The organism is Collinsella sp. HCP28S3_G2 (assembly GCF_052065125.1).
GTDB lineage: Bacteria > Actinomycetota > Coriobacteriia > Coriobacteriales > Coriobacteriaceae > Collinsella.
This window is the reverse complement of the sequence record NZ_JBQHUO010000007.1, coordinates 78,074-102,301: the sequence shown is the minus strand read 5'-3', so window position 1 is coordinate 102,301 and position 24,228 is coordinate 78,074. Positions and strand designations below refer to the sequence as shown.

Below are 24,228 nucleotides of genomic sequence, written 5' to 3'. Positions count from 1 at the left end.
CGGACCTCCCGTCGGCGGCGGACTCGCCCTCCCGCCAGTACTTGGCGACCGTGTGCCGGTCCATGCCGTGCCTCCTCGCGATCTCGCTGAAGTTCGGCTTCGCGCCGGACCACCTGTAGACGTTCAGCTCTCCCATTACGTTTCGCTCCATATCCCGCTCCTCCCGGGTCGGATACCCGATCGGAGCATAGTTCCGTTAGCGCAGTTGGTGAAAGTACGTTAGCGGGGCCGGCGAAAGCGCGTTAGCGCATTCGGCGAGATGCGTTTGCGAAAGTGGTCAATTTTAGATTAGCGCTAACACAAGGGCCGGTACGGCTCGCGCAAGATAAAGGCGTCGCCCGGGAGGTCGGGCGTCACCGTCAGCCGGCGCCGGGTCTGCCGCATCATGAGGGAGAACGGCCCGGTCGGCGCATACGGCAGGAAGAGGTCCAGGGTGCACCCCGGGGCGGCCGACGGGGCCGACGTGCCCAACGTCGTCGCGCGCGGCTTCGGCGGCAGGGCGCCGCGCACCCATATATGCAGCGACCTGACCTACGTGCGCGTCGGGGCCTCGTGGAACTACGTCTGCCTGCTCGTCGACCTCTACAACAGGGAGATCGTCGGCCACTCCGCCGGGCCCAGGAAGGACGCCCGGCCGGTCAAGTCGGCGTTCGCGACGCCCTCCTTCCCGATCTCGGGCATCGGGGTATTCCACACGGGCCGCGGCAGCGAGCTCGACGACGCCGAGATCGACCCGATGCTCGAGGCCTTCGGCATTGAGAGGTCGCTGTCGGCCAAGGGCTGCCCCTACGACAACGCCGTCGACGAGTCGACCAACAGGATACTGAAGGCCGAGCTCGTCCACCGCGAGACGTTCGGCACGACGCGCGAGCTCCGGGCCAAGCTCTCGGACTACGTGCACCGGTATGACAACTTCAGGATCCACTCGACGCTGGGCTACATGTCTCCGGTCGAGTTCAGGGAGGCGGGGCTGTCCCTCCCGAAATCGTCCAAATAGGTGTTGCCAATCCAAGACGGCGGCCACGGCGCAGTCGAGGCCGAGCGCGCGCAGCTCGCGCGCCATGTGGAAGCCGGTGGGGCCGCTCTCGTAGCAGGCCCTGGGCTCCTCGAACCCGAGGGCCCACTCCGCGATCTCGGCGGCGTCCGTCCCGAAGTCACGGTGCACCACCTCGCCGGTGAAGGGGTTGAACGCCGCGGCGGCGACCGATCGCGCGTGGACGTCCAGGCCGATGGAGGTAACATGGGGCATGGGAAGCCTCCTCCCCGCAGGTGCGGTAAGGGCTACCGCACGGGCCGATACTCAAAGCCCATTGTGGCATCCCGAGCCCGCGGAAAGAAGCTGCGCCGCGGGGGAGGCGACCCAAATGGCTTTCTCATATCGTCTTATTTCCGCAAATATCTCCGCTTGTCGATTTCCGTATTGCTCTAATTGGGCTGTTCGTGCAAGGTGTAGTTAAGTAGTGTTTAGGAAATTAGGTGATTTGATGGTTGGTACTGACGCAGTTCGAATCTGCTTTCGAAAACGATCGAGGGGAATGGCGCTACTTCTCTTATTCATCGCGCTTTGCGTAATGCCAACTCAGGCAGAGGCCAAGAGCTATGCTGAGCTTGATGGCGGTGTTTACACTATCACTAATGTTATTGCCGATAAATCACTGGATGTTGCGGGCGGTAATTGCGCTAACGGGTCGAATGTGCAGGTTTATGAAGGTAATCATACCTATGCCCAGGCTTGGAGAATTTCTAAGAAAGGGTCCTCTTATTCTATTGAGAATTCGATTACCGGCATGGTGCTTGATGTTGCTGGTGGTTCAAAAAAAGCGGGTGCTAATGCGCAGCTATATGATTCGAACAACACACAGGCCCAACGATGGAAATTTGTCCAGAATGCTGACGGATCGTATTCAATTCGTTCTGACTGCAATGGTTTATTTCTTGATGTTGCCGGTGGAAGCTCAAAAAATGGAGCTAATGTCTGCCTTTATACGTCAAATGGCACTAAGGCGCAAAAATGGAGGGTCGAGCGCGTCACTCAACCTGTTAAAGACGGCTCCTATCGTATTTCTACCGCTCTGTCGGATAAAACGATGATTGACCTTTGGGGCGGATCTTTAGATAACGGAGCCGCTGTTCAAATCTACGAAGATAACGATTCGTCGGCTCAAGCTTGGAATGTTGTGTTCGACCAGAATACGGGCTATTATTCCATTTTCTCTGCGCTGTCTGGTCGTTCATTTGATATTCCTGGTGGTTCCAAGTCTTCCGGTGTGCGCATTCAGCAGTACTCATCTAATCGAACTCCGGCACAGCAATGGCGTCTTCTGCAGACTTCCGACGGTCACATTGAAGTTGTCTCGGCACTAACAGGTAAGGCGTTGGACGTTCCCGGTGGTTCTCTCTCTAATGGCAACCAACTGCAAATGTATCAGTTGAACCATACCAAGGCTCAAAAATGGACGTTCAACACGTCTCCAATAGATCATTCTGGTTCTTTTCAACTTAAGACAACTGTTGACGAATTAGGTGTTCTTGACGTTTCCGGTGGGTCAAAGGATTCCGGCGCTGCATCGCAGCTTTGGAGCTCAAATCTGTCTCTGGCGCAGAAGTGGGTGCTTGAGCGTCAAGATGATGGCTCGTATACCTTTAAAAATGCTAACTCGGGGCTGTATTTGACGGAAATCGCGAAACGTGGAATCGAATATCGTAAAGAGCCTTCGGGTCGTTCATACTGGATCCTGGATGCTAGCTTAAACGGGGGATATCGTATTAAAAACAAACAGTCCGGCAGATGCATCGATCTTTCCGGTGGATCGAGCGCTGCTGGTAACAGTGTTTCTACGTACTCGTGTAACGGAACCAAGGCCCAATCGTGGTTGCTCGTCCCATGCAATTTGATTGAGAATGGTGACTACTATCTGCTAAACCAGAGTGGCACCAGGCAAGTTCTAGATGTTCCGAACGCTTCGTCTGACGGGGGACTTGCGCTTCAGACGTACGTTTTCAATGGCTCGGCGGCTCAACAGTGGCATCTCGAGAACACGGGCGGCGGTTTCTTTACCATTAAGAACATCAACTCGGGTTTGTGTCTTGATGTCCGCTCAGGCCGTGCCAAATCGGGGACCATTGTCCAGCAGTATGCCGAGAACGATACCAAAGCTCAGTCTTGGAAGTATGTTCCCACTTTCAGCGGTGGTTATATCCAGTCTGCGCTCGGTGACTATGTGCTGTCGACCAAGCGCGGTGCCGAATCGGGCGTGCTCGCTATTATTTCTATCGACAAGACAACTCCGCAGTCCGAATGGGAGTTTAGGAATGTTAACAATCCCGGCGATCTTGTCATTTCGCATAGTGCGGCTGCGTCAGAGTACAATCTGAGTCTTCGCTCGGACTCGCTTGAAATTGGGATGACCTTTGATCGTTACGGCAATGCGCACTTTGCGCTTCCGTCTGGTTTTGACCTTAACTCTTCTCAGCTTGTATACAGCGGCGGGCCGGAGACGTCTATTACCGTAGGAGCCTACTCTGTTAGACTTATCGTGGGGTCTTCGGTGGCGTTGAGCGATCTTGGCCTGACAAGCAGTGTGAACTCTGATAGTCCGATTGCCGTTCGATCCGCCCTTGATGCGGCCGATTTGTTCATGTTTGACATTAAGCAGACCGCTGGCGTGGCATCGATGTTTATTAGCAGCGACGATCCGGTCAATTATGGGCGTGGCTACATCGAATCGAGTGGAGACCATACTGCAGTTGCTACCGGTTCCATGAAGCTTGTTGACGCCTCCGGCGTCTCCGTGTATGACGGCGCACTGTCTCAGATTAAGGGTCGCGGCAACAGTACATGGATGATGGACAAGAAGCCATATCAGATCAAGCTCGATAAGAAGACTGACCTTTTGGAGACAGGCGACAAAGCGAATAAGAATAAGACCTGGGTGCTTTTGGCAAACGCCTATGATGGAACTTCGATGCGCAATGCTGCGGCATATTCGCTTGCGTCTGCATTGGGAACCCATGCGCCGATTGAGTATCGTGCCGTTGATCTGTATTACGACGGACAATACCGCGGCGCTTATATGCTCTGCGAGAAGGTCCAGATCAACTCCGGTCGCGTGGATATCGACAACCTTGAAGACGCTAACGATGCCGTTAATGGCGGGGCAAGCTGTCAGCTTGTCGAGGGGGTTAACTCTTACGGTAATCGAATGAAGTACGCTGAGGGTCTGCATAATCCCGCCGACATCACGGGCGGCTATCTGATTGAGTTTGATCAGGAGCGCTATGTGAATGAGGACGCCTGGTTTAGCGTAGATTCGGGAAACGGCGTACTGTACTTTGTGTGCAAGTCGCCTGGTGTTTGGACCGAGGATGAAGCTGACTATTTGAGTTCTCGTTTCCAGGAATTCTTCGATTGCATTCGCAACGGAGGTGTCAATCCTGAGACGGGAAAAACGACGGCGGATTACTGCGACATTGATTCTCTTGCGCGCCTTTACTGGCTCAATGAGATTACCAAGTGCGTTGACGGTTTTAATTGCTCATCAACGTATCTGTTCAAGAATTCTGATGCCTCTGGCGACTCGCGGTTTGTTTTCGGTCCAGCCTGGGATTTTGACTTGGCGATGGGAAACGCTCTTTCATTCCAGTCAAGTGACAGTTGCTTGTCGCCGCAGGGTTGGCTTACGCGCAATGCTGTTTTAGGCTCACGTCTGCTGCAGGATCCGACGGTTCGCGCTGCTGTTGATGCCGTCAAGCAAGAAGTGCTTGACGAAGCCCGGGGGTGCATCAATGGGCAGGATTACCTTGCGTATGAGTCTAGTGTTGCTACCTCTGTGAACATGGAGTCTATGTTGTGGGGTGTCTCTTCTGAGTCTACCGATGATGTACGCGCATGGCTCAACAGTCGTCTGGATTGGCTTGAGACGGCGCAATAGGGCTTTAGACTGATTTTTTACGTCCGTGTTTAGGGTTCTGTTGTTTTATTGGCTATCTATTAAGGTCGTTCGACTTACGTCGGGCGGCCTTTTCTGTTGGTGAGTAACTCATGGGCTGGGTCGTTTGCTTGAACGCCCCGAATTAGGGCATCGGGGTGCGCTTGATTGCTCCACATATAAGCCCGGCACAGCATTCGCGCTGTACCGGGCATTCTGTTTGCTTATGGTCGCTAGCTAATGCGCCTTTGTTTCTACACCTCAGTCGGCTCCACGCCAAGCTCGTTGCGGACGAGCTCGAAGGCGGCGGCGATGGCCTTGTCCATGTCGTAGTACTTGTAGCCGCCCAAGCGACCGGCGAAGATCACGTCGCCCTCCTGTGCCGCCAGCTCCTCGTACTGCTTGTAGAGCGCCTCGTTCTTGGCGTCGTTGATGGGGTAGTAGGGCTCGTCACCGGGCTTCCAATCGGCCGGGTACTCGCGCGTGATGACGGTCTTGTCCTGCGTGCCGAACTCAAAGTGCTTGTGCTCGATGATGCGCGTGTAGGGAATCTCGCGCTCGGTGTAGTTGACCACGGCCACGCCCTGGTGGTCCTGCTCGTCGAGCGTCTCGGTCTCAAAGCGCAGGCTGCGGTACTCGAGCGCGCCCAGCTTAAAGTCGTAGAACGCGTCGATGGGGCCGCAGTAAATCGTCTTGGCGGCGATATCGGGCACGGCGGCGATCAGGTCCTTGTACTCCACGCCGCAGCGGACTTCGATACCCTCGAGCATGTTGGCGACCATCTTGGTGTAGCCGCCCATGGGGATGCCCTGGTAGCGGTCGTTGAAGTAGTTGTTGTCGTAGGTAAAGCGGCAGGGGAGACGCTTGATGATGCTCGCAGGCAGGTCCTTGCAGTCGCGGCCCCACTGCTTCTCGGTGTAACCTTTCACGAGCGTCTCGAAGATATCGCGGCCGACGAGCGACAGCGCCTGCTCCTCGAGGTTCTGCGGCTCGCCGATGTTCTCGGCGGCCACCTGCTCGGCGATCTTGGCCTTGGCGTCCGCCGGCGTGACGACGCCTGGCCACATCTTGGCGAAGGTGTTCATGTTGAAGGGCATGTTGTACATGTTGCCGTGGAAGTTGGCGACCGGCGAGTTGACGTAGTTGTTGAACTCGGCGAAGCGGTTGACGTAGTCCCAGACATCCTTCATAGAAGTGTGGAAGATATGCGCGCCGTAGCGGTGGACCTGGATGCCCTCGACGTCCTCGGTGTAGATGTTGCCGGCGATGTGGTCGCGGCGGTCGATGACCAGGACCGACTTGCCGGCGCGCTTGGCGGCATTGGCAAAGACGGCACCCGAAAGGCCGGCACCGACGACAAGGTAATCGTACTGGGACATGGATATGCTCCTTTGTATGTCAATTGGACAGTTACAAATGATTCAGGACAAACGCCATTGGCTCATTTGCCCCAAAGATTAGTGTAGCAGATGCTCTTTCAGCAGCTCCAATGCATGGGCGTAGCCTGGTTTCCAAATGACGTTAGGACTCGCTATTCCGCCCTCAGGCACTCGGGCAAGACGTTTGCAACTGCATCCATTGCCTGTGGCTTCAGGTACTGCTCATTGAGCTTCGCCTTTTTGTAAGCATAACGAGTGTCTGCCGAGTATTTGACCAACACATCGGTGAAGAACCGCTCCCAGCTCAGGTAGTCGCGGCTTTCGATGTAGCTCGAGGGGTCCTCAAGTATCTTTGGAATGTCGTTGTTGGGGATGAGGCCGGATTGCAGAAGCGTCCACTCAAATGATTCCGGGAGGAACAAGCGAACGTTCTTGTAAACGCGCTGTCCCAGCACCTTTTCGATGTAGGGGCCAAACGCTGCGCCGTCTCCAATGGCAAGAACGTTTTGCTCGGGGCATTCGTGAATCGTTCGTTTTAGGTTTGCTACGCCGGTAGCGGTGTAGCAGGGGATTCCCAGTCGGTTGCAAAGGGCGCTGTAGAATTGATAACCAGACTTGCTATCCTCGACAATTACGGCATCGGGATTGTCGAAACCTACGTTAAGGTCCTGATACAGCATACTTGCCGTGTGGTCATATAGCGGCTTGGTCACCGAGTAGAAGCGCCTGTCGCTCTTGCGGCCATTGATCGTCTTGCTTGTGGTGTTGACCAGTTTTAGGATCTCGTCGACGCTGTAGGGGAGCTCGTTGGCGTCGCGACGAGATATCAGAACAAAATAGTTGGACGAGCCGTTGGCGGCTTTGGCGAAGTCCTTTGAGTAGATAAACTCGTTACCCTCATCTAGAAAGACGATTGAATCTTCGATGATCGACAGCTCGCGCTTCCAGCGTCTGCCAGAAAGCGTTTCGCAAGGTACATCGCAGCTGAGTGCAACGCCGCTTTCCGGTCCTCGGTCGTTGTAGTCGCGAATCATCGAGATGAGCGTCGTTTTGCCCGTGCCGCTGTTGCCGCGTATGAAGGAAATATTTCGTTTAAACGTGAGCGTGTATTTGACCTTTGCACGCTCTACGACAACGGTGTGCGTTCCCCTCATTACTCATCAACATCCAAAAAGTCATTCGTGGCGCCGACAAACTCCTGCATGTTCCTGACGATGCGGCCATCGTTTTCAATGCGGATTTCAAAGTTCTTCCAGGGGAATTTCATGATGTGGTAAAGGGTCACCAGCACATCCTGTTCTTTGCCGATCTTGAGTAGCCAGCGGGCACAGTTGTCTCCGCAGGTGGATGCGTTAAACACCATATTTGGGAGATTGCGCACCAGCAGCAGCGTCTTAACGCCGCCGGACAGTTCGAGTGGAGTGATTGAGCCCAGCTGCTTGCTTACGATGTTGTGGGGACCGATGAGCTCTGATCCGTCCACGCGTTTAATAATCTGTGCGGCCATGGGGTCTTCGAACCATGAGTCCAAGTATGAGTTCCTAAAATAGGTTTCGGTATCGTAGATGGAACCGGGGTAATCCCCCAGGTGAATGCTCAGCATGTGGGTCTCCAGACGTAGTGTGACTGCAACGATTATATGCCAGTAATAAAATACCGGCAGCAGCGAGGTCGCTGCTGCCGGCGCTGGCATTATTAGCGTGTTAATCGCGTTGATGGATTTGCTCGCGAGGTTACTTTTCGAGACGCTTCCTCAGCAGCTCCAGCGCGTGAGCGTAGCCCTGGAGTCCTTCGCCGGTGATGGTGGCGAAGCAGGCCAGGTGGGCGTAGCTCACCTGGCGGAAGTCCTCGCGCGTCTCGACGGCGCTAATGTGGACCTCAACGGCGGGGATGGCGACGGCTTTGAGGGCGTCCAGGATGGCCACGCTGGTGTGCGTGTAGGCCGCCGGGTTGATGACGATGCCGTCGACCTTGCCGTAAGCCTCCTGGATCTTGTCGACGATGCTGCCCTCGTGGTTGGACTGGAAGACCTCGACCTCGTCAAAACCCTGTGCGGCTCCCGCCTCCTGGCAGATCTGGACCAGGCGGTCGTAGTTGTCGCTGCCGTAGATGCCCGGCTCGCGAATGCCGAGCATGTTGAGGTTGGGGCCGTTGATGACGAGTGCTTTCATGGTTGCTTCCTTTGCGGTCTGGTTGGTGGCGGGGCTTGCTGTCTGCGGCATTTGCCCAGATAAAACCTGCCAAAATAAACCTGTCCCTTTTTGGCAGGTTTTAGAGGGTGTCGAGGAGGGCCTGGGCGGTGTTGGCGGCGCAGTCGCGTGAGTCGATGATGTAGTCGGCCCAGGCGCGGTAGCGCGGCATGCGCTGCTCGGCGAGCTTGTCGATGCCGTCGCGGGCGGTGATGGGGCGACCCTTGTGGGCAAGCTCGTCGAGCTTGCGGTTGAGCATTACGATCTGGCTGTTTTGGTGCAGCAGCGGGTAGTTCTCGTCGCGTGTGACCACGCCGCCGCCGGTGGAGAGCACCAGGCCGCTTCGCTTGGAGATGTCGGACAGCGCTGCCGTCTCCTGCTCGCGGAAGGCTGCCTCGCCGCGCTCGACGATAAAGTCGGCGCAGGGCATGCCCAGACGCTCCTCAAGCGCGCGGTCCAAGTCGATGTGCTCGCGGCCCGTGAGCTGGGCGATCTGCTCGCCCACGCGGGTCTTGCCCGAGCCCGGCATGCCGATGAGCGCGATGTTCTGCTCGCGGCGAGACAAGCGCTCCGTTACGTCCAGGATGCGCTCGCGCGGGGTGACTTGGCCGGTGTAGCGCTCAACGGCCTGTGCCGCTTGGGCCACGAGCATCAGCAGGCCGCCGATGCAGGGGATGCCGCGGCGCTCGGCCTCGAGCATGAGTCCCGTGCGGGCGGGATTGTAGACAATGTCGATGACGCCCTCGAGCGCATCGAGCCCTTCGAGCGTGCAAGGCGCGTCGGGGCAGTGAGGGAACATGCCGGCGGGCGTGCAGTTGACGAGCAGCGCCGCGTCGGACTGCTGTGCGATGTTCTCGTAGTTGACTTCACTCGTGCGGCCGACAGGCACAACGACGGCGCCCAGGTCGCCGAGTACCATGCTTGCTGTGGTGCCGGCACCACCGCTGGCACCGAGCACGAGGACCTTCTTTCCGGCAACCTCTACGCCCAGCTCCTCGACCAGGCACTGAAACCCAAAGTAGTCGGTGTTGTCGCCGTGCAGGCGGCCGTCGGGTAGGCGCGTGATGGTGTTGACGTTGCCAATGCGCTTGGCCAGCGGACTCAGCTCGTCCAGGTAGTCCATGACGGCGCGCTTGTAGGGGATGGTCACGTTGGTGCCCTCCCACTCGTCGCCCGTCATAAAAGCCGCGAGGTCCTCGGGCTCGCGCTCAAAGCGCACATACTCCAGCCCCGCGAGCTCCTTGTAGATGGTCGGGGTGTAGCTGTGGCCCAGCACGCGGCCCAGCACGCCGTAGGGACGGGTTGCAGCGGTATCGGTCATCTAGAGCACCTCCGTGTAGCTGCCAAAGTAAGTGAAGCTTTCGCACACGTCATCGATGGAATCGAGCAAGTCGTCGAGGGCCTTGCTGCCAAAGGGGCAGTCCAGGTCAAAGTAGAACATAAACTCAAAGTCGTGCCCGGGGATGGGGCGGCTCTCAAGCTTGATGAGGTTGATGTTGAGCGCGTAGAAGCGCTCGAGCACGCGGTAGAGGGCACCCGGCTCATTGGCCGTGGTGATCATGAGCGAGGTACGGTTGGCACCGGGATAGACGCGCGGCTCGCGGCAGATGACAACAAAGCGCGTGTAGTTGTTGTCCGAGTCCTGGATGTTGGGCTCCAGTACCTCCAGACCGTAGAGCGCGGCGCAGCTGCGCGAGGCGATAGCGGCGACGTCGGTGCGATCGGAGTTGGCGACCATCTCGGCCGACATGGCCGTGTTGGGGTACTTGGTGGCGTGCAGGCCGTGGGCCTCGATAAAGCCGGCGCACTGGGCGATGGCCTGGCCATGGCTGTAGACCTCGCGCACGTCGGCGAGCTTGGTGCCGGGCTTGACGAGCAGGTTGTGATCGATCTTGAGCCGCAGCGAACGCACGATATGGAAGTCGAACTGTGCAAGAAGATCGTAGACGGCGTTGACCGAGCCAGCGGTTGAGTTTTCGATGGGCAGCACGCCAAACTCGCAAAAGCCGTCGCGCACGGCGCGCATAACGCCTTCAAAGGTCTCAAAGAACGCAATATCGGGCACGTCGAAGAGCTTGCACGCGGCGATCTGGCTGTAGGCGCCTTCGACGCCCTGGCAGGCGACGGTGGCCGTCTGGGGGAAGGGCGTGTCAAAGGCCGTGGCCGTGGCATGGGCCTTTTGCGACACGGTGATGCCCTTGAGCTCGTTGATGTAGCGCTGCTGCTCGGCCTTGCTCATGCTCATGAGAAGGCGGAACAGGGTAATGGTCTGGGCCTCGTAGCGCTCGGGTGCTCGGCTGGCGAGGTTGTTGAGTTTGGAGCGCTCGCGGGCGGGGTCAAAGACGGCCTTGCCCATCTCGATTTTTGACTTGGCGACCTCGGTGGCAATGTCCATGCGCTCGACAAAGCTATTGAGGAGCGTGGTGTCGATGCCATCGATGGCCTGGCGAATATCGGCAAGGTCCATGGAGACCCCTTTCGTGAATCGTTGCCTGGGGTAGTTAATTTGGGACGGGGCTTTTTTAGCTACCCTTTGACTGGCGGCGAATCGATGGGTGCCGGGGCAAATACTCACTGGCATATGGGGGTAGCTAAAAAAGCCCCGTCCCAAATTAGCTACCCTCGGGGTGGGTGGGCTAAAGCTGGGCGGCGTCTTCTAGGAGGGCGTCCCAGATGGCGAGCGCTGCGGCTGCTTCGGCTACGGGGACGGCGCGCGGGACGATGCAGGGGTCGTGGCGGCCGTGGACCGAGAGCTCCGCATTTTCCATGGCGTCCATGTCCACGGTCTGCTGCTCGCGACCGATGGAGGGCGTCGGCTTTACGGCCATCCGCCACATGACGGGTGCGCCGGTGGAGATGCCGCCCAGGATGCCGCCGGCGTTGTTGGACTCGACCGCAATCTCGCCGGTCTCGGCATCTATGCGGTACGGATCGTTGTTCTCGCTGCCGCGCATGGCGGCCACGGCAAAGCCCATACCAAACTCCACGCCCTTTACGGCGGGAATGCCAAAGGCGATTTGCGCGATGCGGTTCTCGATGCCGTCGAACATGGGGTCGCCTATGCCCGCGGGAAGGCCGTAGATGCCGCACTCCACGATGCCACCGATGCTATCAAGCTCGTCGCGTGCGGCGAGAATCTCCTCGCGCATACGGCCGGCAGCTGCCGCGTCGATGCACGGTAGGTCGTTCGAAAGGATCGCCTTGCGGTCGGCCTCGCGATAGACCATATCGTCCATGGGCAGGTCGGAGATGCCGCCGATCTGCGCGACGTGCGCCATCACCTTGATACCGCGGGCCTCGAGCGCCTGCAGTGCAATGCCGCCGGCGATGCATAGGGGGGCCGTTAAGCGGCCGGAGAAATGCCCGCCGCCGGCGACGTCGTGCATGTTGTGGTACTTCACGCGCGCGGGGTAGTCCGCATGGCCCGGACGGGGCTTGCGGCGCAGCTCGGAATAGTCCTTGGAGCGCGTGTTGGTGTTCTCAATGATCGCAGCGATGGGCGCGCCGGTGGTGTGCCCATCGACCACACCGGCAATGATGTGCGCGGCGTCGGCCTCGCGGCGCTTGGTCGCGGTCTCGTCGCGACCGGGGGCGCGACGGTCCAAAAACGCCTGCAGCTGCTCCTGGTCAACGGCGATACCTGCCGGAATGCCGTCGAGCGAGCAGCCGATGGCGGGGGAGTGCGACTGGCCGAAGATGCTTAAGTGCAAAACGTTGCCAAAGGTCGAGGACATGCTATTCCTCCTCGAGCGTGACCTTGCCGCCCAGCAGGCGGTAGTGGTCAAAGAAATCGGGATAGGACTTATTGACGGCCTCGGCGCCGTGGATCACAACTTCGCCGGTGGCACGGCTCGCGGCGATAGCGGCCATCATGGCGATACGATGGTCGTTGTGCGAATCGACCTCGCCGCCGGTAAAAGCGTCGACGCCCTTGATAATGAGATCGTCGCCGGCAATGCGCACCTGCGCGCCCAGCGTGGTGAGCTCGCGGGTGGTGGTGGCCAAGCGGTCGGATTCTTTGATGCGCAGGCGGGCACAATCGCGGATGAAGGTGCGGCCTTGTGCCAGCGAGGCCACGGCCGAGATAACGGGCACCAGGTCGGGGATGTCGTGCGCGCTCATCTCAAAGCCGGCGAGCTTATCGGACTGCACGGTGGCGGCGTTGGTGGAGCGCACGATGCGGGCACCAAAGCGCGAAAGCGCGGCAAGCACGTTGCGGTCGCCCTGCGCGGAGCTCAGTGATACGCCTTCCACAGTGATGGGGTCGGAGCCGATGGCGCCGGCACACAGCCAAAAGGCGGCGTTGGACCAGTCGCCCTCGACAGCCACGTTGCCAGGCGTGCGGTACGAGCCGCTGCTCACGCGGAAGTTTGTGACCTCGGGCTTGCCATTCTTGGCGGGGATGCGCTCGACGTTGACCTCGACGCCAAACGCCTTCATGGCCTGGATGGTCAGGTTGATATAGGGACGGCTCTCGATAAGGCCGGTCACCTGCACACAGGAGGGCTGGGCCAGCAGCGGGGCTGCCAACAGCAGGCCCGAGATGTACTGTGAGCTCACGTTGCCCGGCAGGATAAATGTGCCCGGGCGCATGCGGCCACTTGTCTTGAGCGGAAAGCCGCCCAGGCCCTGCAGGTCGCAGCCGGCGGCAATGATTTCGTCGGAGAGCGGGGAGAGGGGACGTGCGCCCAGGCGGCCCTGGCCCACAAACGTGGCCTCTGCCCCCAGCGCGCAGGCCACGGGCAGCATAAAGCGGAGCGTGGAGCCGCTCTCGCCGCAGTCGAGCGTGCCGCCGGCAAGTGCCTTGAGCAGGCCGAACTCAACACTCTTCATAGTGGGATGGACTTGGAAGCCATCCTCGACGGTCTCGATGCGGGCGCCGAGCGCCGTGAGGCAGCGCACCGTGGCCTCGATATCGGCGCAGGTGGTGTTGCAGGTCACATGCGTCTCTCCGTTGGCAAGGGCGGCGCAGATGATGAGGCGGTGCGCCATCGACTTGGACGCGATGGCGGGGACGGTGCCCTTGAGTGGGGACGGAGTGATGCGGGCTAGCATGCGGAGGCGTCTCCCTTCTGGCCGAGGCCCTCGGCAATTAAATCATGGAAGGTGGAAAGCGGCGTGCGGTCGATGCTGCAGCGGCCAATGTCGTGCGGAATTACCAAGTCGATGGTGTCACCGGCTCGTTTTTTGTCGTGCAGTGCCTCGGCAAAGATGGCGTCGGCGGAAAGCTCGCAGCGGGTCTTGAGACCGTGGCGTGCGCAGAGCTCCTCGATGCGGCCGGGCAGCTCGGCGTCGCAAATGCCGTGCAGGGCTGCGGCACGCGTGATGATACCTATGCCGATCGACACGCAGTTGCCATGTCCCAGCTCAAAGTGCTCGCAGGCCTCGACGGCGTGTCCGGCGCTGTGTCCAAAGTTGAGCAGCTTGCGCTGGTTGGTCTCGCGCTCATCGGCGACAACCACGGCGCGTTTAATGTCGATATTGCGGGCGATGATGAGCGCCACACGGGCAACGTCGCGGTTGAGGAGCTCCAGCGTGAGCGGGGTCTTCTCCAACTCGGTGAAAAGCTCGGGGTCGGCGATCACGGCGTGTTTGACGACCTCTCCGCAGCCGTCGGCGAACTGCTCGGGCGTGAGGGTGGCGAGACACCCCACGTCGGCAATAACAACACTCGGCTGCCAAAAGGCGCCGGCCAGGTTTTTGCCGGCAGCTAGGTCGATGGCCGTCTTGCCGCCTACCGACGAATCGACCATGGCGAGCAGGCTCGTGGGAATCTGCACAAACTTGCAGCCGCGCATGTAGGTAGCGGCCACAAAGCCGGCCACGTCGCCTACAACGCCGCCGCCGAGTGCCACGATCACGTCGGAGCGCGAAAGCTCGTGCTCGGCCACAAACTCCAAGATGTTGATGTAGGTCTCGGCGCGCTTGTGGGCCTCGCCGGCCTCGAAGGTGCAGACACTCACCGTATAGTCCGCAGCCTCCAGGCTCTGCTTGACGGGCATTTGGTAGAGCGGGCCCACGTTGGTGTCTGTCACAATGACGGCGCGCGATCCGCCGGCGGTGGCGCGCACGAGCGGGCCCGCCTGCTCCAGCAAAAACGTGCCGACGTGCACCTGGTAGGGGCGTGCGGTGTCGATATCGATGGTAATCGCCATAAGCTTTGGTCCTTTCGACCTGGCGTGATAGGTGGTCTAGTGGGTGGCCTCGTCGTCGAGCGCGCGCTTGATGCGGTCGCCCTCGGCAAGGAGATTCTCAAGATAACGCTGGTCGCGGTCCTTGAGCGCGCGGCTGTAGGCGCCAAGCGACTCGATCAGATGGTCGATCTCAAAGGCAAGTGCGTCGGCGTCGTCAATCATGAGCTCGGACCACATTTGCGGGTTGAGGTGCGCCACGCGGGTAAGGTCGCGGTAGCTACCGGCCGAAAAACCGTGGTGAACCTGGGCAGTCGGGCTTTTGACGTAGGCGTTTGAGACGACGTGCGCGAGCTGGCTCGTAAAGGCGATCACGCGGTCGTGTTCGGCGGCGGTGGTCACGCTGAACTTGCCAAACCCTAAGGGGCGCACCATCTCGCGCACCTGGCCTAAAAGCTCCAGCTTGAGCGCATCGTCCACCGCGGGCGGCACGAGCACGAGTGGCGCGCCCTGGAACAGGTCGGCACGGGAGTGAGCGTAGCCCGAGTACTGGGTGCCCGCCATGGGGTGCGCGCCCACAAAGTAAAACCCGTACTCGCGGGCGAGTTCGAAGGCACGCTCGCACACGATGCCCTTCACGCCCACGGTGTCAATCACCACGGGCCCCATGATGGCCTCGGTATCGGTGGCATCGGCGAGTGCTTGGGCGTGCGCCTCGAGCCACTCGATGCAGGCCTCGGGGTAACAGGCCAGCACGATGATGTCGCACTCGCCGAGCGTCTCGTCGTTGAGCTCGCCGGCGACGGTGCCCATGCTGGCGGCCGTCATGACGTCATCGTCGGGGTCCCAGGCCAGCACGCGGACGCCCGCCTGCGCATAGCCGCGGGCAAAGCTGCCGCCGATCAGACCCAGGCCCACAACGCCGGCGCATTTGGGGCCGCCCTGGTTAACGCGTGCGTTTCTTACCGTACCCATGGGCTACTCCATGGTCTCTTGGCAGACGACCTCGCGGATGGCGCGGATACGGCGCATGGTGTCGTCGAACTGGTCGGGGGTGAGGGCCTGGGCGCCGTCGGACCACGCGCGGCTGGGCTCGTCGTGGACCTCGATCTCCAGACCGTTGGCGCCGCAGGCGGTCGCGGCGAGCGCCATGGGTTCAACGTAGCGGGTGTAGCCGGTCGCATGGCTGGGGTCGGCCACGACGGGCAGGTGCGACAGGTGGTGCAGCACCGGCACGGCGTTGAGGTCGAAGGTGTTGCGGGTGCGGGTCTCGAAGGTGCGAATGCCGCGCTCGCACAGGATGACGTTGTCGTTGCCCTCGCTCATGATGTACTCGGCAGCCATGAGCAGCTCGTCGACGGTGCCGGACATGCCGCGCTTGAGCAGGACCGGGGTCTTGGTCTTGCCTACCTCCTTGAGCAGGGGGAAGTTCTGGGCGTTGCGGGCGCCGATCTGCATGACGTCAATCTTCTTATCCAAGAAGACCTGCACGTCGCGCGGGTCCATGATCTCGGTGACGATCGGCATGTCGAGCTCGGCCGAGGCCTCGCATAGCAGGTCCAGGCCGGCGGGGCCCATGCCCTGGTAGGCGTAAGGGGAGGTGCGGGGCTTGTAGGCACCGCCTCGCAGCATCGTGGCGCCGGCGGCCTTTACGCGACGGGCGATGCGAATGAGGTTTTCGCCCTCGACGGAACAGGGTCCGGCGATGACCTGGAACTGGTCGCCGCCGATCTTGATGCCGTGGCCGCAGTCGATGACGGAGTCCTCGGGGTGAAACTTGCGGTTGGCACGCTTGAACGGCTCGGAGACGCGCTGCACACGCTCGACGACGTCCATGGACTCGAGCAGGAACGGGTCGATCTTGGTCGTATCGCCCACCAGGCCGATGATGGTCTCGTTCTCGCCGCGCGACACGTCGGTTTTGAGACCCTTCTTCTCAATCCAGCTGACGATGTGGCCGATGGCCTCATCGCTTGCGCTCCGCTTTAAAATTGCAATCATGGTGTGCCTCTCACCTCGATGGATAACCCTTGCAAAAACGGCCCGCAGTGCGAGCCGTATCATATGGTGCATGAGAGTTTATACTAATTATTTCACTTTTGCGTCCTAAAGTGAGCCGTTGCGCTTCGTCTCCCACGTAATTGCAGAGCTTTTTCTATTATGTTGTTAGCTCGTGGCGCACTTGGGTATAATGCCAACCGTTGGCCCTATTAGCTCAGGGGATTAGAGCGTCTGCCTCCGGAGCAGAAGGCCGTTGGTTCGAATCCAACATGGGGCACCATCGAACGTATGACCGTCCGAACCTCGCATGGTCCGGGCGGTTTTTCTTGTACCGACGCGACGTGATAGGACGTGGTATGGCAACGACGGATATCGAGCGCGGACTTTCGACCGCCGAGGTCGAGGAGCGCATTGCCGCCGGCAAGATCAACCGCAACATGGAGCTCAAGACCAAATCGGTTCGTGAGCTTATCATCGAAAATCTCTGCACGCTGTTCAATCTGATCAACGTGATTTTAGCGATTTTGGTCATTATGACCGGATCGTTTAAGAACCTGACGTTCCTGTTCGTGGTGTTCCTCAATACCGCCATTGGCGTCATCCAGTCCATGCGCTCCAAAAAGATGGTCGATAAGCTCACACTGCTGACCTCTAAGAAGGCCATCGCGGTGCGCGATGGTGCCGAGGTGGAGCTCGACTTGGACCAGATCGTGCTCGACGACATCATTCGTCTTGGGCGCGGCGACCAGATACCTGCCGACGCCGTGGTGGTATCGGGCGAGGCGCTCGTTAACGAAAGTCTGCTGACGGGCGAGAGCGACCTTATTAAGAAACAGCCCGGTTCCGAGCTCATGAGCGGCAGCTTTATAGACTCGGGCCTGTTGCGTGCCCGCGTGGTCCATGTTGGTGCGGATAACTATGTGGCCAAGATCAACAACGAGGCCAAGTACGTCAAAAAGGTCAATTCCGAGATCATGAACGCGCTCAACGCCATCGTGCGCTTTGCGAGCGTCATCATGATTCCGCTCGGTCTGGCCTTGTTTGCCTCGAGTGTGAGCGGGCTATGGGATGCCGCCGGTACGCCGGGCGATAGCGCGCTTTCGTGGTGCTTTTCCGAGCTGCTGGCCGGTCGCGTGCCTTCGTCGGCGCTGCTGTCCACGGTGGGCGCTCTTTTGGGCATGATTCCGCAGGGCCTGGTGCTGCTGACCTCGTCGGTGCTCGCGATTGCCACGGTGCGCCTGGCGCGCCGCAAGGTACTCGCGCAGCAGCTCTATTGCATCGAGACGCTCGCGCGCGTCGACGTGCTGTGCCTGGACAAGACGGGCACCATCACGTCGGGTCGCATGGAGGTCGAGGGCACTTATCCGTTGCCCGTTGAGGGCGTGGGCTTGGCCCCGGACGAGGCACCTGTCACCGTCGATACTGCTGTGCTCGATTTTGCGCTTGCCAATGTCGCGCGCGCGACCTCGGCTGATGCCAATGAGACCTGCCAGGCGCTGCTCAACTACTACGCCGACCGCCCGGTTGAGGTGTCCGAGCCGCTGTCGGTCATTCCGTTTTCGTCCTCCAAAAAGTGGAGCGGCGCCTCGTTTGCGCAGGGCTCCTATGTGATGGGCGCGGCGCAATTTGTGCTTTCGGAGCGTATCTTTGCCCAGGTCGAAAATCGTGTGGCCGAGCTTGCCGACACCTGCCGCGTGCTCGTGGTGGCCCGTGTGGACGGCTTTACGCCCGATGGCGATATGGTGGGCGAGGCCGAGCCCGTGGGCTTTGTGACCATTCGCGATGAGATTCGCACTTCGGCCGCCGAGACCATCGGCTACTTTAACGAGCAGGGCGTGACCCTCAACGTGATCAGTGGCGACGACCCGCGCACGGTGTCGTCGATCGCACGCGTGGTGGGCGTGCCGGGGGCGGACGCTTATGTGGACGCCACGACGCTCGATACGCCGTCCAAGATTGATGCGGCGGTGGACCGCTATCACGTCTTTGGCCGCGTGACCCCGCAGCAGAAGCGCGAGCTCGTGCAGGCGCTCAAGCGTCGTGGCCATACCGTTGCCATGACGGGCGACGGCGTCAACGATGTGCTGGCACTCAAGGAGGCGGACTGCTCCGTGGCCATGGCCGCCGGCTCCGACGCCGCACGCAACGTGGCCGAGATCGTGCTGGTCGATAACGACTTTGCCTCGATGCCCGCCGTGGTGGCCGAGGGCCGTCGCTCCATCAACAACCTGCAGCGTTCGGCCTCGCTGTTCCTGACCAAGACGCTGTTCTCGATGGGCCTGGCGGCACTGTGCATCGCGCTGCCGCCGTATCCCTTTGAGCCTATCCAGATGACGCTCATTAACTTCTTCTGCATCGGCGCGCCGGGCTTTGTGCTGGGCCTTGAGCCCAACAATGCCCGCGTGAAGGGGTCATTCTTGACCAACGTGCTCAAGCGCGCGCTGCCGGCGTCGGTTGCAGTCATTTTGGCCGCGGCGCTCGACATCTTTGTGGCGCGCGTGTTTGGCTTTAGCCAGCTCACGCTGTCGACCATGTGCCTTCTCACGTCGTGCGCGGCAAGCGTGAGCCTGATCTGGCGTATCTCGCAGCCGCTCACACCCTTGCGCGTGATGCTCTTTGTATTTGTCGTCGTCGGCATCTTGGTGGGCGTTATCGGATTCCCCGAGCTGCTGTCTATCGCCAACTTGTCGATGGGCGAGGCAATTATCCTTCTGGTGATTGTGGTCTTTACTTGCAGCGTGTTCTTTAAACTCGCCTCGATGATGGATTCGCTTAAGCCGCGTCGCCGTCATGCCGCCACTGGCTTTGGCCGCGGCGTGCGCGTTCGCTTGGGCCGCGGTGGCGGCAAGGTGAGCTCGACGGGCTCGACGGCCGAGCGTTTTGCCAAGCGCGTCGCCGCCGACATGGCGCAGCGCCGCGAGGAGCGTACGACCCGTGAGGCCGAAGCCCGCGCGCTCGAGGGCGTGGAAAAGACCCAGCCCAAGAAAAAGAAGGGCGCGGGCGCCAAGCGCTCGCGTGTGACCAAGTCCGCCCAGGGCATTAAGGTCTCGATGCCGAGCAAAAAGAAGAAGAAGTAACCGCACCTCACAGGGTAGCTAATTTGGGACGGGGCTTTTTTAGCTACCCGGCTGATGACGCGATCTATTTGGCCGTTTGGCGGCCAGGGCAGCTAAAAAAGCCCCGTCCCAAATTAGCTACCCTGCGATGTTGAATTGGTGCCCTGTGCCTTTAGGGGCGTAGCGATGTTATGCTCTAACCTCGAAGGTTCGAATGATTCCGAAAAGAGGCTGCCGTGATTTGCCCGCATTGTCTCAAGACCATAGAGGACGGCTCCTCGTTCTGCCCCTATTGCAATACCTATGTTGGCCCGGGCGATGGCCCCGAGCACACCGAGTTTGTGTTCTGCGAAGGCTGCGGTGCCCGTCTGTCGCCTCATGACCGTACCTGTTCCAAGTGCGGGCGCCCTGCCCCGGGCATTCTCTCCGAGGATGCGGCCGCATCCGACCTGGCTGCTGGGCGCACGGCTGGTTTTCCCCGCCTGACGCAGGAGCAGATCGATACCGAGGTGCCCCATGCGCCGGCCTCTGCCGCCGCGGTACTTTCCGATGCCGCCGATCCCAATGAGACCTGCGTGCTGCCGGCTTTCGACAGGGATTTTGGCATTTCCAAGGTCGATATCCCGCTGCCGGTGTCCCTTCGTGACGACGCTCAGTCCAAAAATCAAAAACCCAAGCGCAAGGTGCATCCGGACGAGGATGCCTACCACAAGCACAAGCGCCGTATTCCCAAGCCGCTCATCGTCATCGCGTTGCTCGCTGCCGTGTGCGGCAGTGCCTATTGGTTTGTGACGTCGGACCCCATGGGCGTTATGCCGGGCTTTTACGACCAGTTTGGCCAGGCCGCCAAGACGACGTTCCCCTCGCGCCAGAAGGGCGAGGCTACCGAGGAAGAGACCAAGTCCGACGATACCGCCGAGGTGGTCCAGGAGGAGACCGTCCTTTCCGACGACCAGCTCTATACCAAGCTCGACGGTCTGTATCAGACCATCGTGTCGTATGGCGACGATGATCAGATCGGCGAGGTTGTCGACTCGTTTAACAGCGGGTACCTGCGCACGCCGCTCTCCACGCGTCAGGAGCTGTCGCAGAGCGCTTATGCCCTGCGCGACCAGATCAAAAATACCCAAGACGAGCTCAACAACCTTAAGGTGCAAGATGATACCGTCTACGCGGAGGATATCGAGCACCTCAAGCAGCTTGCCGAGTGGATGTACGAGCGCGTCGACATGATCTGCCAGAGCTGGGATATCTCGCTGTCCATTCCCGATGGCGAGTCGCTGAGCGCTCGCCAGAGTGAAATCTTGGCGCCCATCGCACAGGGCGGCAACAGCGCCCTTAACCAGTACGATGCCAATGTGAGCGCCTGGAAGCCGCAGCCGCGTTCGTAATTTGTTGCCCTCCGACGGCATAACCTGCGTGCGCAATTGATGGAAGCCCGTGCTTATTGCTACAATTCGTACAAATATGCTTTAAACGCACGAGGAAGGAACCGCATGTTTGGTTTTAAGAAAGAGCTTTATACGCCCGAGTACCAGCTCGCTGGTGACGAGTGTGCGATCATCGAGACGTCGAAGGGTACGATCAAGGTCAAATTTGACGGCGAGGGCGCTCCCATCCATGTGGCGAACTTCTGCGAGCTTTCCACCATGGGCTTTTATGACGGCCTTAAGTTTCACCGCTATGTGCCCGGCTTTGTGATCCAGGGCGGCGACCCCAATACCCGCGATATGTCCGGCGCTGACGTCGCCGCCGGCCTTGAGGGCCCCGACGGTATGCCCGGCACCGGTGGCCCCGGCTACTGCATCAAGGGAGAGTTTGCCACCAACCCGCGCAACAGCCATGTGGACGGCGCGCTTGCCATGGCGCGTTCCATGGATCCCGATTCCGCGGGCTCCCAGTTCTACTTCTGCCTGGGTGCCCAGCACAATCTGGATTCCGGTTACACCGTCTTTGGCACCACGGTCGAGGGCCTCGACGTGATTTCGCAGCTGCGTGCCGGCGACGAGATCGTCCATGTCGAGATCGTTCACGAGTAAAAGGGGACTTCCTTGAATAGCCAGCTGATTCAACAGGGTCGAGCCGCTTATCGTGCGGGCGACTTTTCTGCAGCCGCTCAGATGCTCGGTGCGGCAAAGACCCCCAGCGAGATCATGGGCGAGGCTGACCATCTGCGTGGCAACGCTCTGATGCACCTGGGTATGTATGCCGAGGCTGCCGAGGCGTACGCGGCTGCCCTCAACGACGGCACCTATGGAAAGCGCGGCGCGCTGCTCACCAACCGCGGCAAGGCACTCGCTGCCGTGGGTGACTATGTGACCGCAGCCCAGGCGTTCTCCGCCGCAACGCAGGATGCTTCCTATGCCACGCCGTTTAAGGCCTATCTGGGTCTTGGCAACGCGCTGTTCCAGTCGGGCGATTTCGCCAATGCAGGCACTGCCTTCCGCCAGGCCGCCATCGATGGCGCCAATCCAGCCCCCGCGGCCGCCCTTGGCGAACTCGGACGCTGCTTCATCAAGCTTGGCCGACCGGCGGACGCCGTGGAGACCTATCGCACCGCTATCGACTTTGCCGGTCCGCGCGATGACACGCGTGCGCTTAACGCGGGTATGGGCGAGGCGCTTTCTGCCGCGGGTCGTCCTTCCGAGGCGCTCGATGCCTTTAATGCCGCCACCGCCGACGGCATCTATCAGCTCACACCCGAGCAGGCCGATGAGCTTGCCCGCGTGCACGATTCACTTGCCGCGCTTTCGGCCCAGACCGCCATGGCCACGGCCCCTGCGCCCGCCATGGATACGACTGCTGTCGATTCGCTCGATCCCACGGGTGCCACTGGCCAGTTTATGCCCGATCCGTCCGACACGGGCTTCTTTACGCTGTCCGAGTCCGAGATGGTCCAGCAGGATCGTCAGGACCGCAAGCAGGCCAAGGTCCGTCGTCGCCATCGCCATACGGGCCTCAAGGTCTTCTTGGTTTTGCTTCTGCTGATTGTTCTTGCCGCGGGCGGTTTGGGCTTTGCCTACACGCGCGGCATGGGTATCCCCTCGCAGGAGTCCGTCATCACCGATCTGTTCCAGGCTGCCGGCGACGGTGATACCGCTAAGGCCGAGTCCTGCCTGGCCTCCAGCCTGTCCGAGGACGCCAAGGCGATGATTATCTCCTCGATCCCGCAGGGTGCCACCGTCTCCATCGAGGGCATGGATCAGTCCATGACCGAGACCACCGCGAAGGTGAAGGCTTCGCTGTCCAAGGGCGGCGAGCAGGAATATACCGTCAAATTCGTGCGCTCCGATAACCATATCGGCTGGGCGGTATCTTCGCTCGACATCGATTTCTCGGCCGCTGACAACCAGTAGTGACCTTATGAGATTTGGCGCTGCCCGGTGCTTCACCGCAAGTGAGGTGCCGGGCTTGCGCTAGTATGATGGGCTAGTAGTTTTCCAGCAATCATCCAACACATCAGGAGTTGCGTTGTTTTCTTTGATGGACATGTTCTTCGGTAGCTATGCGGGCGATCTAGCCATCGACCTCGGCACCGCCAATACGCTTGTCTCTGTGCGCGGCAAGGGCATCGTCATTCGCGAGCCTTCCGTCGTCGCTATCGACAAAAACGATGAGCGCATTCTTGCAGTCGGTATCGAGGCCAAGCGTATGCTTGGCCGTACGCCCGGCAACATTGTGGCCGTGCGTCCTCTTAAGGATGGCGTTATCGCCGACTTCGATGTCACCGAGGCCATGCTTCGCTACTTCATTGATAAGGCTTCCGAGAAGCGCTATCCGTGGACCCCTCGTCCGCGCGTCGTCGTATGCGTTCCCTCCGGTGTCACGTCGGTCGAGAAGCGCGCCGTGTTCGAGGCTACGATTCAGGCTGGCGCTCGCCAGGCCTATCTGATCGAGGAGCCTATGGCCGCGGCTATCGGTGCTGACTTGCCTGTCGAGGAGCCGACCGGCTCCATGGTCATTGACATCGGCGGCGGCACCACCGAGGTCGCCGTTATCGCCATGGGCGGTATCGTCGTGTCGCAGTCCATCCGTATTGCCGGCGACGAGTTCGATCAGGCTATCCTCACGCATGTTCGCGATGCCTACAATTTGGCCATCGGCGAGCGCACGGCCGAGGACATTAAGATTAAGGTCGGCTCTGCCGTGCCGCTCAAGGACGAGCTCGACGTCGAGGTCAATGGCCGCGACGTGATCACGGGCCTGCCCAAGACCGTGCGCATCGAGAGCGAGGAGATTCGTCGTGCGCTCAATAAGCCGCTCGACGAGATGGCCAAGGCCGTCAAGGACGCACTCGACGCCACGCCGCCCGATCTTGCCTCGGATCTTATGTACTACGGCATTCTGTTGACCGGCGGCGGTGCGCTGCTGCGCGGCCTCGACGTCCGCTTGCGCGATGAGACAGGCGTTTCGGTCAACGTGAGCCCCACGGCGCTCGACAACGTCGTAAACGGTTGCGCCCGCGTGCTCGAGGCCAACGCGTTTGACGGCGGTTTCGTCCAGACCAATGCTTAATTTCCAAAAGGTGGATTCCATTTGGCACG

General features: G+C 60.1%; 18 protein-coding genes and 1 tRNA gene. 8 read left to right on the top strand and 11 right to left on the bottom strand.

Translation table 11 applies throughout. From position 1 onward, the window contains the following. Nucleotides 1-325: 325 nt before the first annotated feature. A complete protein-coding gene (locus tag ACTNB2_RS05785; RefSeq protein ID WP_441044851.1) occupies nt 326-997 on the top strand; it encodes an IS3 family transposase in 672 nt (223 codons plus the stop codon). Nucleotides 998-1,535: 538 nt separating this feature from the next. After that, nucleotides 1,536-4,931 carry an RICIN domain-containing protein gene (locus ACTNB2_RS05780; RefSeq protein WP_441044834.1) on the top strand — a complete coding sequence of 1,132 codons (3,396 nt, stop codon included), beginning with the start codon at nt 1,536-1,538 and terminating at the stop codon, nt 4,929-4,931. A gap of 251 nt (nt 4,932-5,182) precedes the next feature. On the opposite strand, the gene glf is transcribed toward ACTNB2_RS05780, so the two are convergent. The 11 genes from glf to aroF form a co-directional block, all read right to left on the bottom strand. Further along, the gene (gene glf, locus ACTNB2_RS05775) at nt 5,183-6,307 is read right to left on the bottom strand and encodes a UDP-galactopyranose mutase (RefSeq protein ID WP_441044835.1); all 1,125 of its coding nucleotides are present in this window, start codon (nt 6,305-6,307) and stop codon (nt 5,183-5,185) included. 152 nt (nt 6,308-6,459) lie between these two features. Then, a complete protein-coding gene (locus ACTNB2_RS05770) occupies nt 6,460-7,341 on the bottom strand; it encodes a hypothetical protein (protein ID WP_441045730.1) in 882 nt (293 codons plus the stop codon). Nucleotides 7,342-7,460: 119 nt separating this feature from the next. Further along, complete coding sequence (locus ACTNB2_RS05765) at nt 7,461-7,910, bottom strand: DUF4869 domain-containing protein (protein ID WP_427748113.1); 450 nt, start codon at nt 7,908-7,910, stop codon at nt 7,461-7,463. 130 nt (nt 7,911-8,040) lie between these two features. Further along, complete coding sequence (aroQ, locus tag ACTNB2_RS05760) at nt 8,041-8,478, bottom strand: type II 3-dehydroquinate dehydratase (protein WP_441044837.1); 438 nt, start codon at nt 8,476-8,478, stop codon at nt 8,041-8,043. A gap of 100 nt (nt 8,479-8,578) precedes the next feature. Then, complete coding sequence (locus ACTNB2_RS05755; RefSeq protein ID WP_441044838.1) at nt 8,579-9,817, bottom strand: shikimate kinase; 1,239 nt, start codon at nt 9,815-9,817, stop codon at nt 8,579-8,581. Further along, on the bottom strand, nt 9,818-10,963 hold the full coding sequence (gene pheA / locus ACTNB2_RS05750) for a prephenate dehydratase (RefSeq protein WP_441044839.1): 1,146 nt from the start codon (nt 10,961-10,963) through the stop codon (nt 9,818-9,820). It lies immediately after the preceding gene. 169 nt (nt 10,964-11,132) lie between these two features. Continuing rightward, the gene (gene aroC / locus ACTNB2_RS05745) at nt 11,133-12,230 is read right to left on the bottom strand and encodes a chorismate synthase (RefSeq protein ID WP_441044840.1); all 1,098 of its coding nucleotides are present in this window, start codon (nt 12,228-12,230) and stop codon (nt 11,133-11,135) included. A 1-nt stretch (nt 12,231) separates the two neighbouring features. Next, nucleotides 12,232-13,551: a 3-phosphoshikimate 1-carboxyvinyltransferase gene (gene aroA, locus ACTNB2_RS05740; protein WP_441044841.1), complete on the bottom strand. Its 1,320-nt coding sequence runs from the start codon at nt 13,549-13,551 to the stop codon at nt 12,232-12,234. Further along, nucleotides 13,545-14,651, bottom strand: coding sequence for a 3-dehydroquinate synthase (gene aroB, locus ACTNB2_RS05735; RefSeq protein ID WP_441044842.1), 1,107 nt, complete (start codon nt 14,649-14,651; stop codon nt 13,545-13,547). The genes aroA and aroB overlap by 7 nt, the downstream gene beginning before the upstream one ends. A 36-nt stretch (nt 14,652-14,687) precedes the next feature. Next, nucleotides 14,688-15,602, bottom strand: a complete 915-nt coding sequence (locus ACTNB2_RS05730; RefSeq protein ID WP_441041609.1) for a prephenate dehydrogenase — start codon at nt 15,600-15,602, stop codon at nt 14,688-14,690. Nucleotides 15,603-15,605: 3 nt separating this feature from the next. After that, nucleotides 15,606-16,628, bottom strand: coding sequence for a 3-deoxy-7-phosphoheptulonate synthase (gene aroF / locus ACTNB2_RS05725; RefSeq protein WP_427726922.1), 1,023 nt, complete (start codon nt 16,626-16,628; stop codon nt 15,606-15,608). A gap of 203 nt (nt 16,629-16,831) precedes the next feature. Here aroF and ACTNB2_RS05720 point away from each other — a divergent pair. From ACTNB2_RS05720 to ACTNB2_RS05695, 6 genes are all read left to right on the top strand, one after another. Further along, a tRNA-Arg gene (locus tag ACTNB2_RS05720) sits at nt 16,832-16,908 on the top strand. A gap of 76 nt (nt 16,909-16,984) precedes the next feature. Beyond that, nucleotides 16,985-19,705 (top strand): HAD-IC family P-type ATPase, encoded by a 2,721-nt coding sequence (locus ACTNB2_RS05715; RefSeq protein ID WP_441044843.1) that lies wholly within the window; start codon nt 16,985-16,987, stop codon nt 19,703-19,705. 215 nt (nt 19,706-19,920) lie between these two features. Continuing rightward, complete coding sequence (locus ACTNB2_RS05710) at nt 19,921-21,075, top strand: zinc ribbon domain-containing protein (protein ID WP_441044844.1); 1,155 nt, start codon at nt 19,921-19,923, stop codon at nt 21,073-21,075. 105 nt (nt 21,076-21,180) lie between these two features. After that, nucleotides 21,181-21,723 carry a peptidylprolyl isomerase gene (locus ACTNB2_RS05705; RefSeq protein WP_154516178.1) on the top strand — a complete coding sequence of 181 codons (543 nt, stop codon included), beginning with the start codon at nt 21,181-21,183 and terminating at the stop codon, nt 21,721-21,723. Nucleotides 21,724-21,735: 12 nt separating this feature from the next. After that, nucleotides 21,736-23,040, top strand: coding sequence for a tetratricopeptide repeat protein (locus ACTNB2_RS05700; RefSeq protein WP_427726917.1), 1,305 nt, complete (start codon nt 21,736-21,738; stop codon nt 23,038-23,040). Between the two features lie 127 nt (nt 23,041-23,167). Then, nucleotides 23,168-24,199 carry a rod shape-determining protein gene (locus tag ACTNB2_RS05695; RefSeq protein ID WP_006236061.1) on the top strand — a complete coding sequence of 344 codons (1,032 nt, stop codon included), beginning with the start codon at nt 23,168-23,170 and terminating at the stop codon, nt 24,197-24,199. The last annotated feature ends 29 nt before the right edge of the window (nt 24,200-24,228 follow it).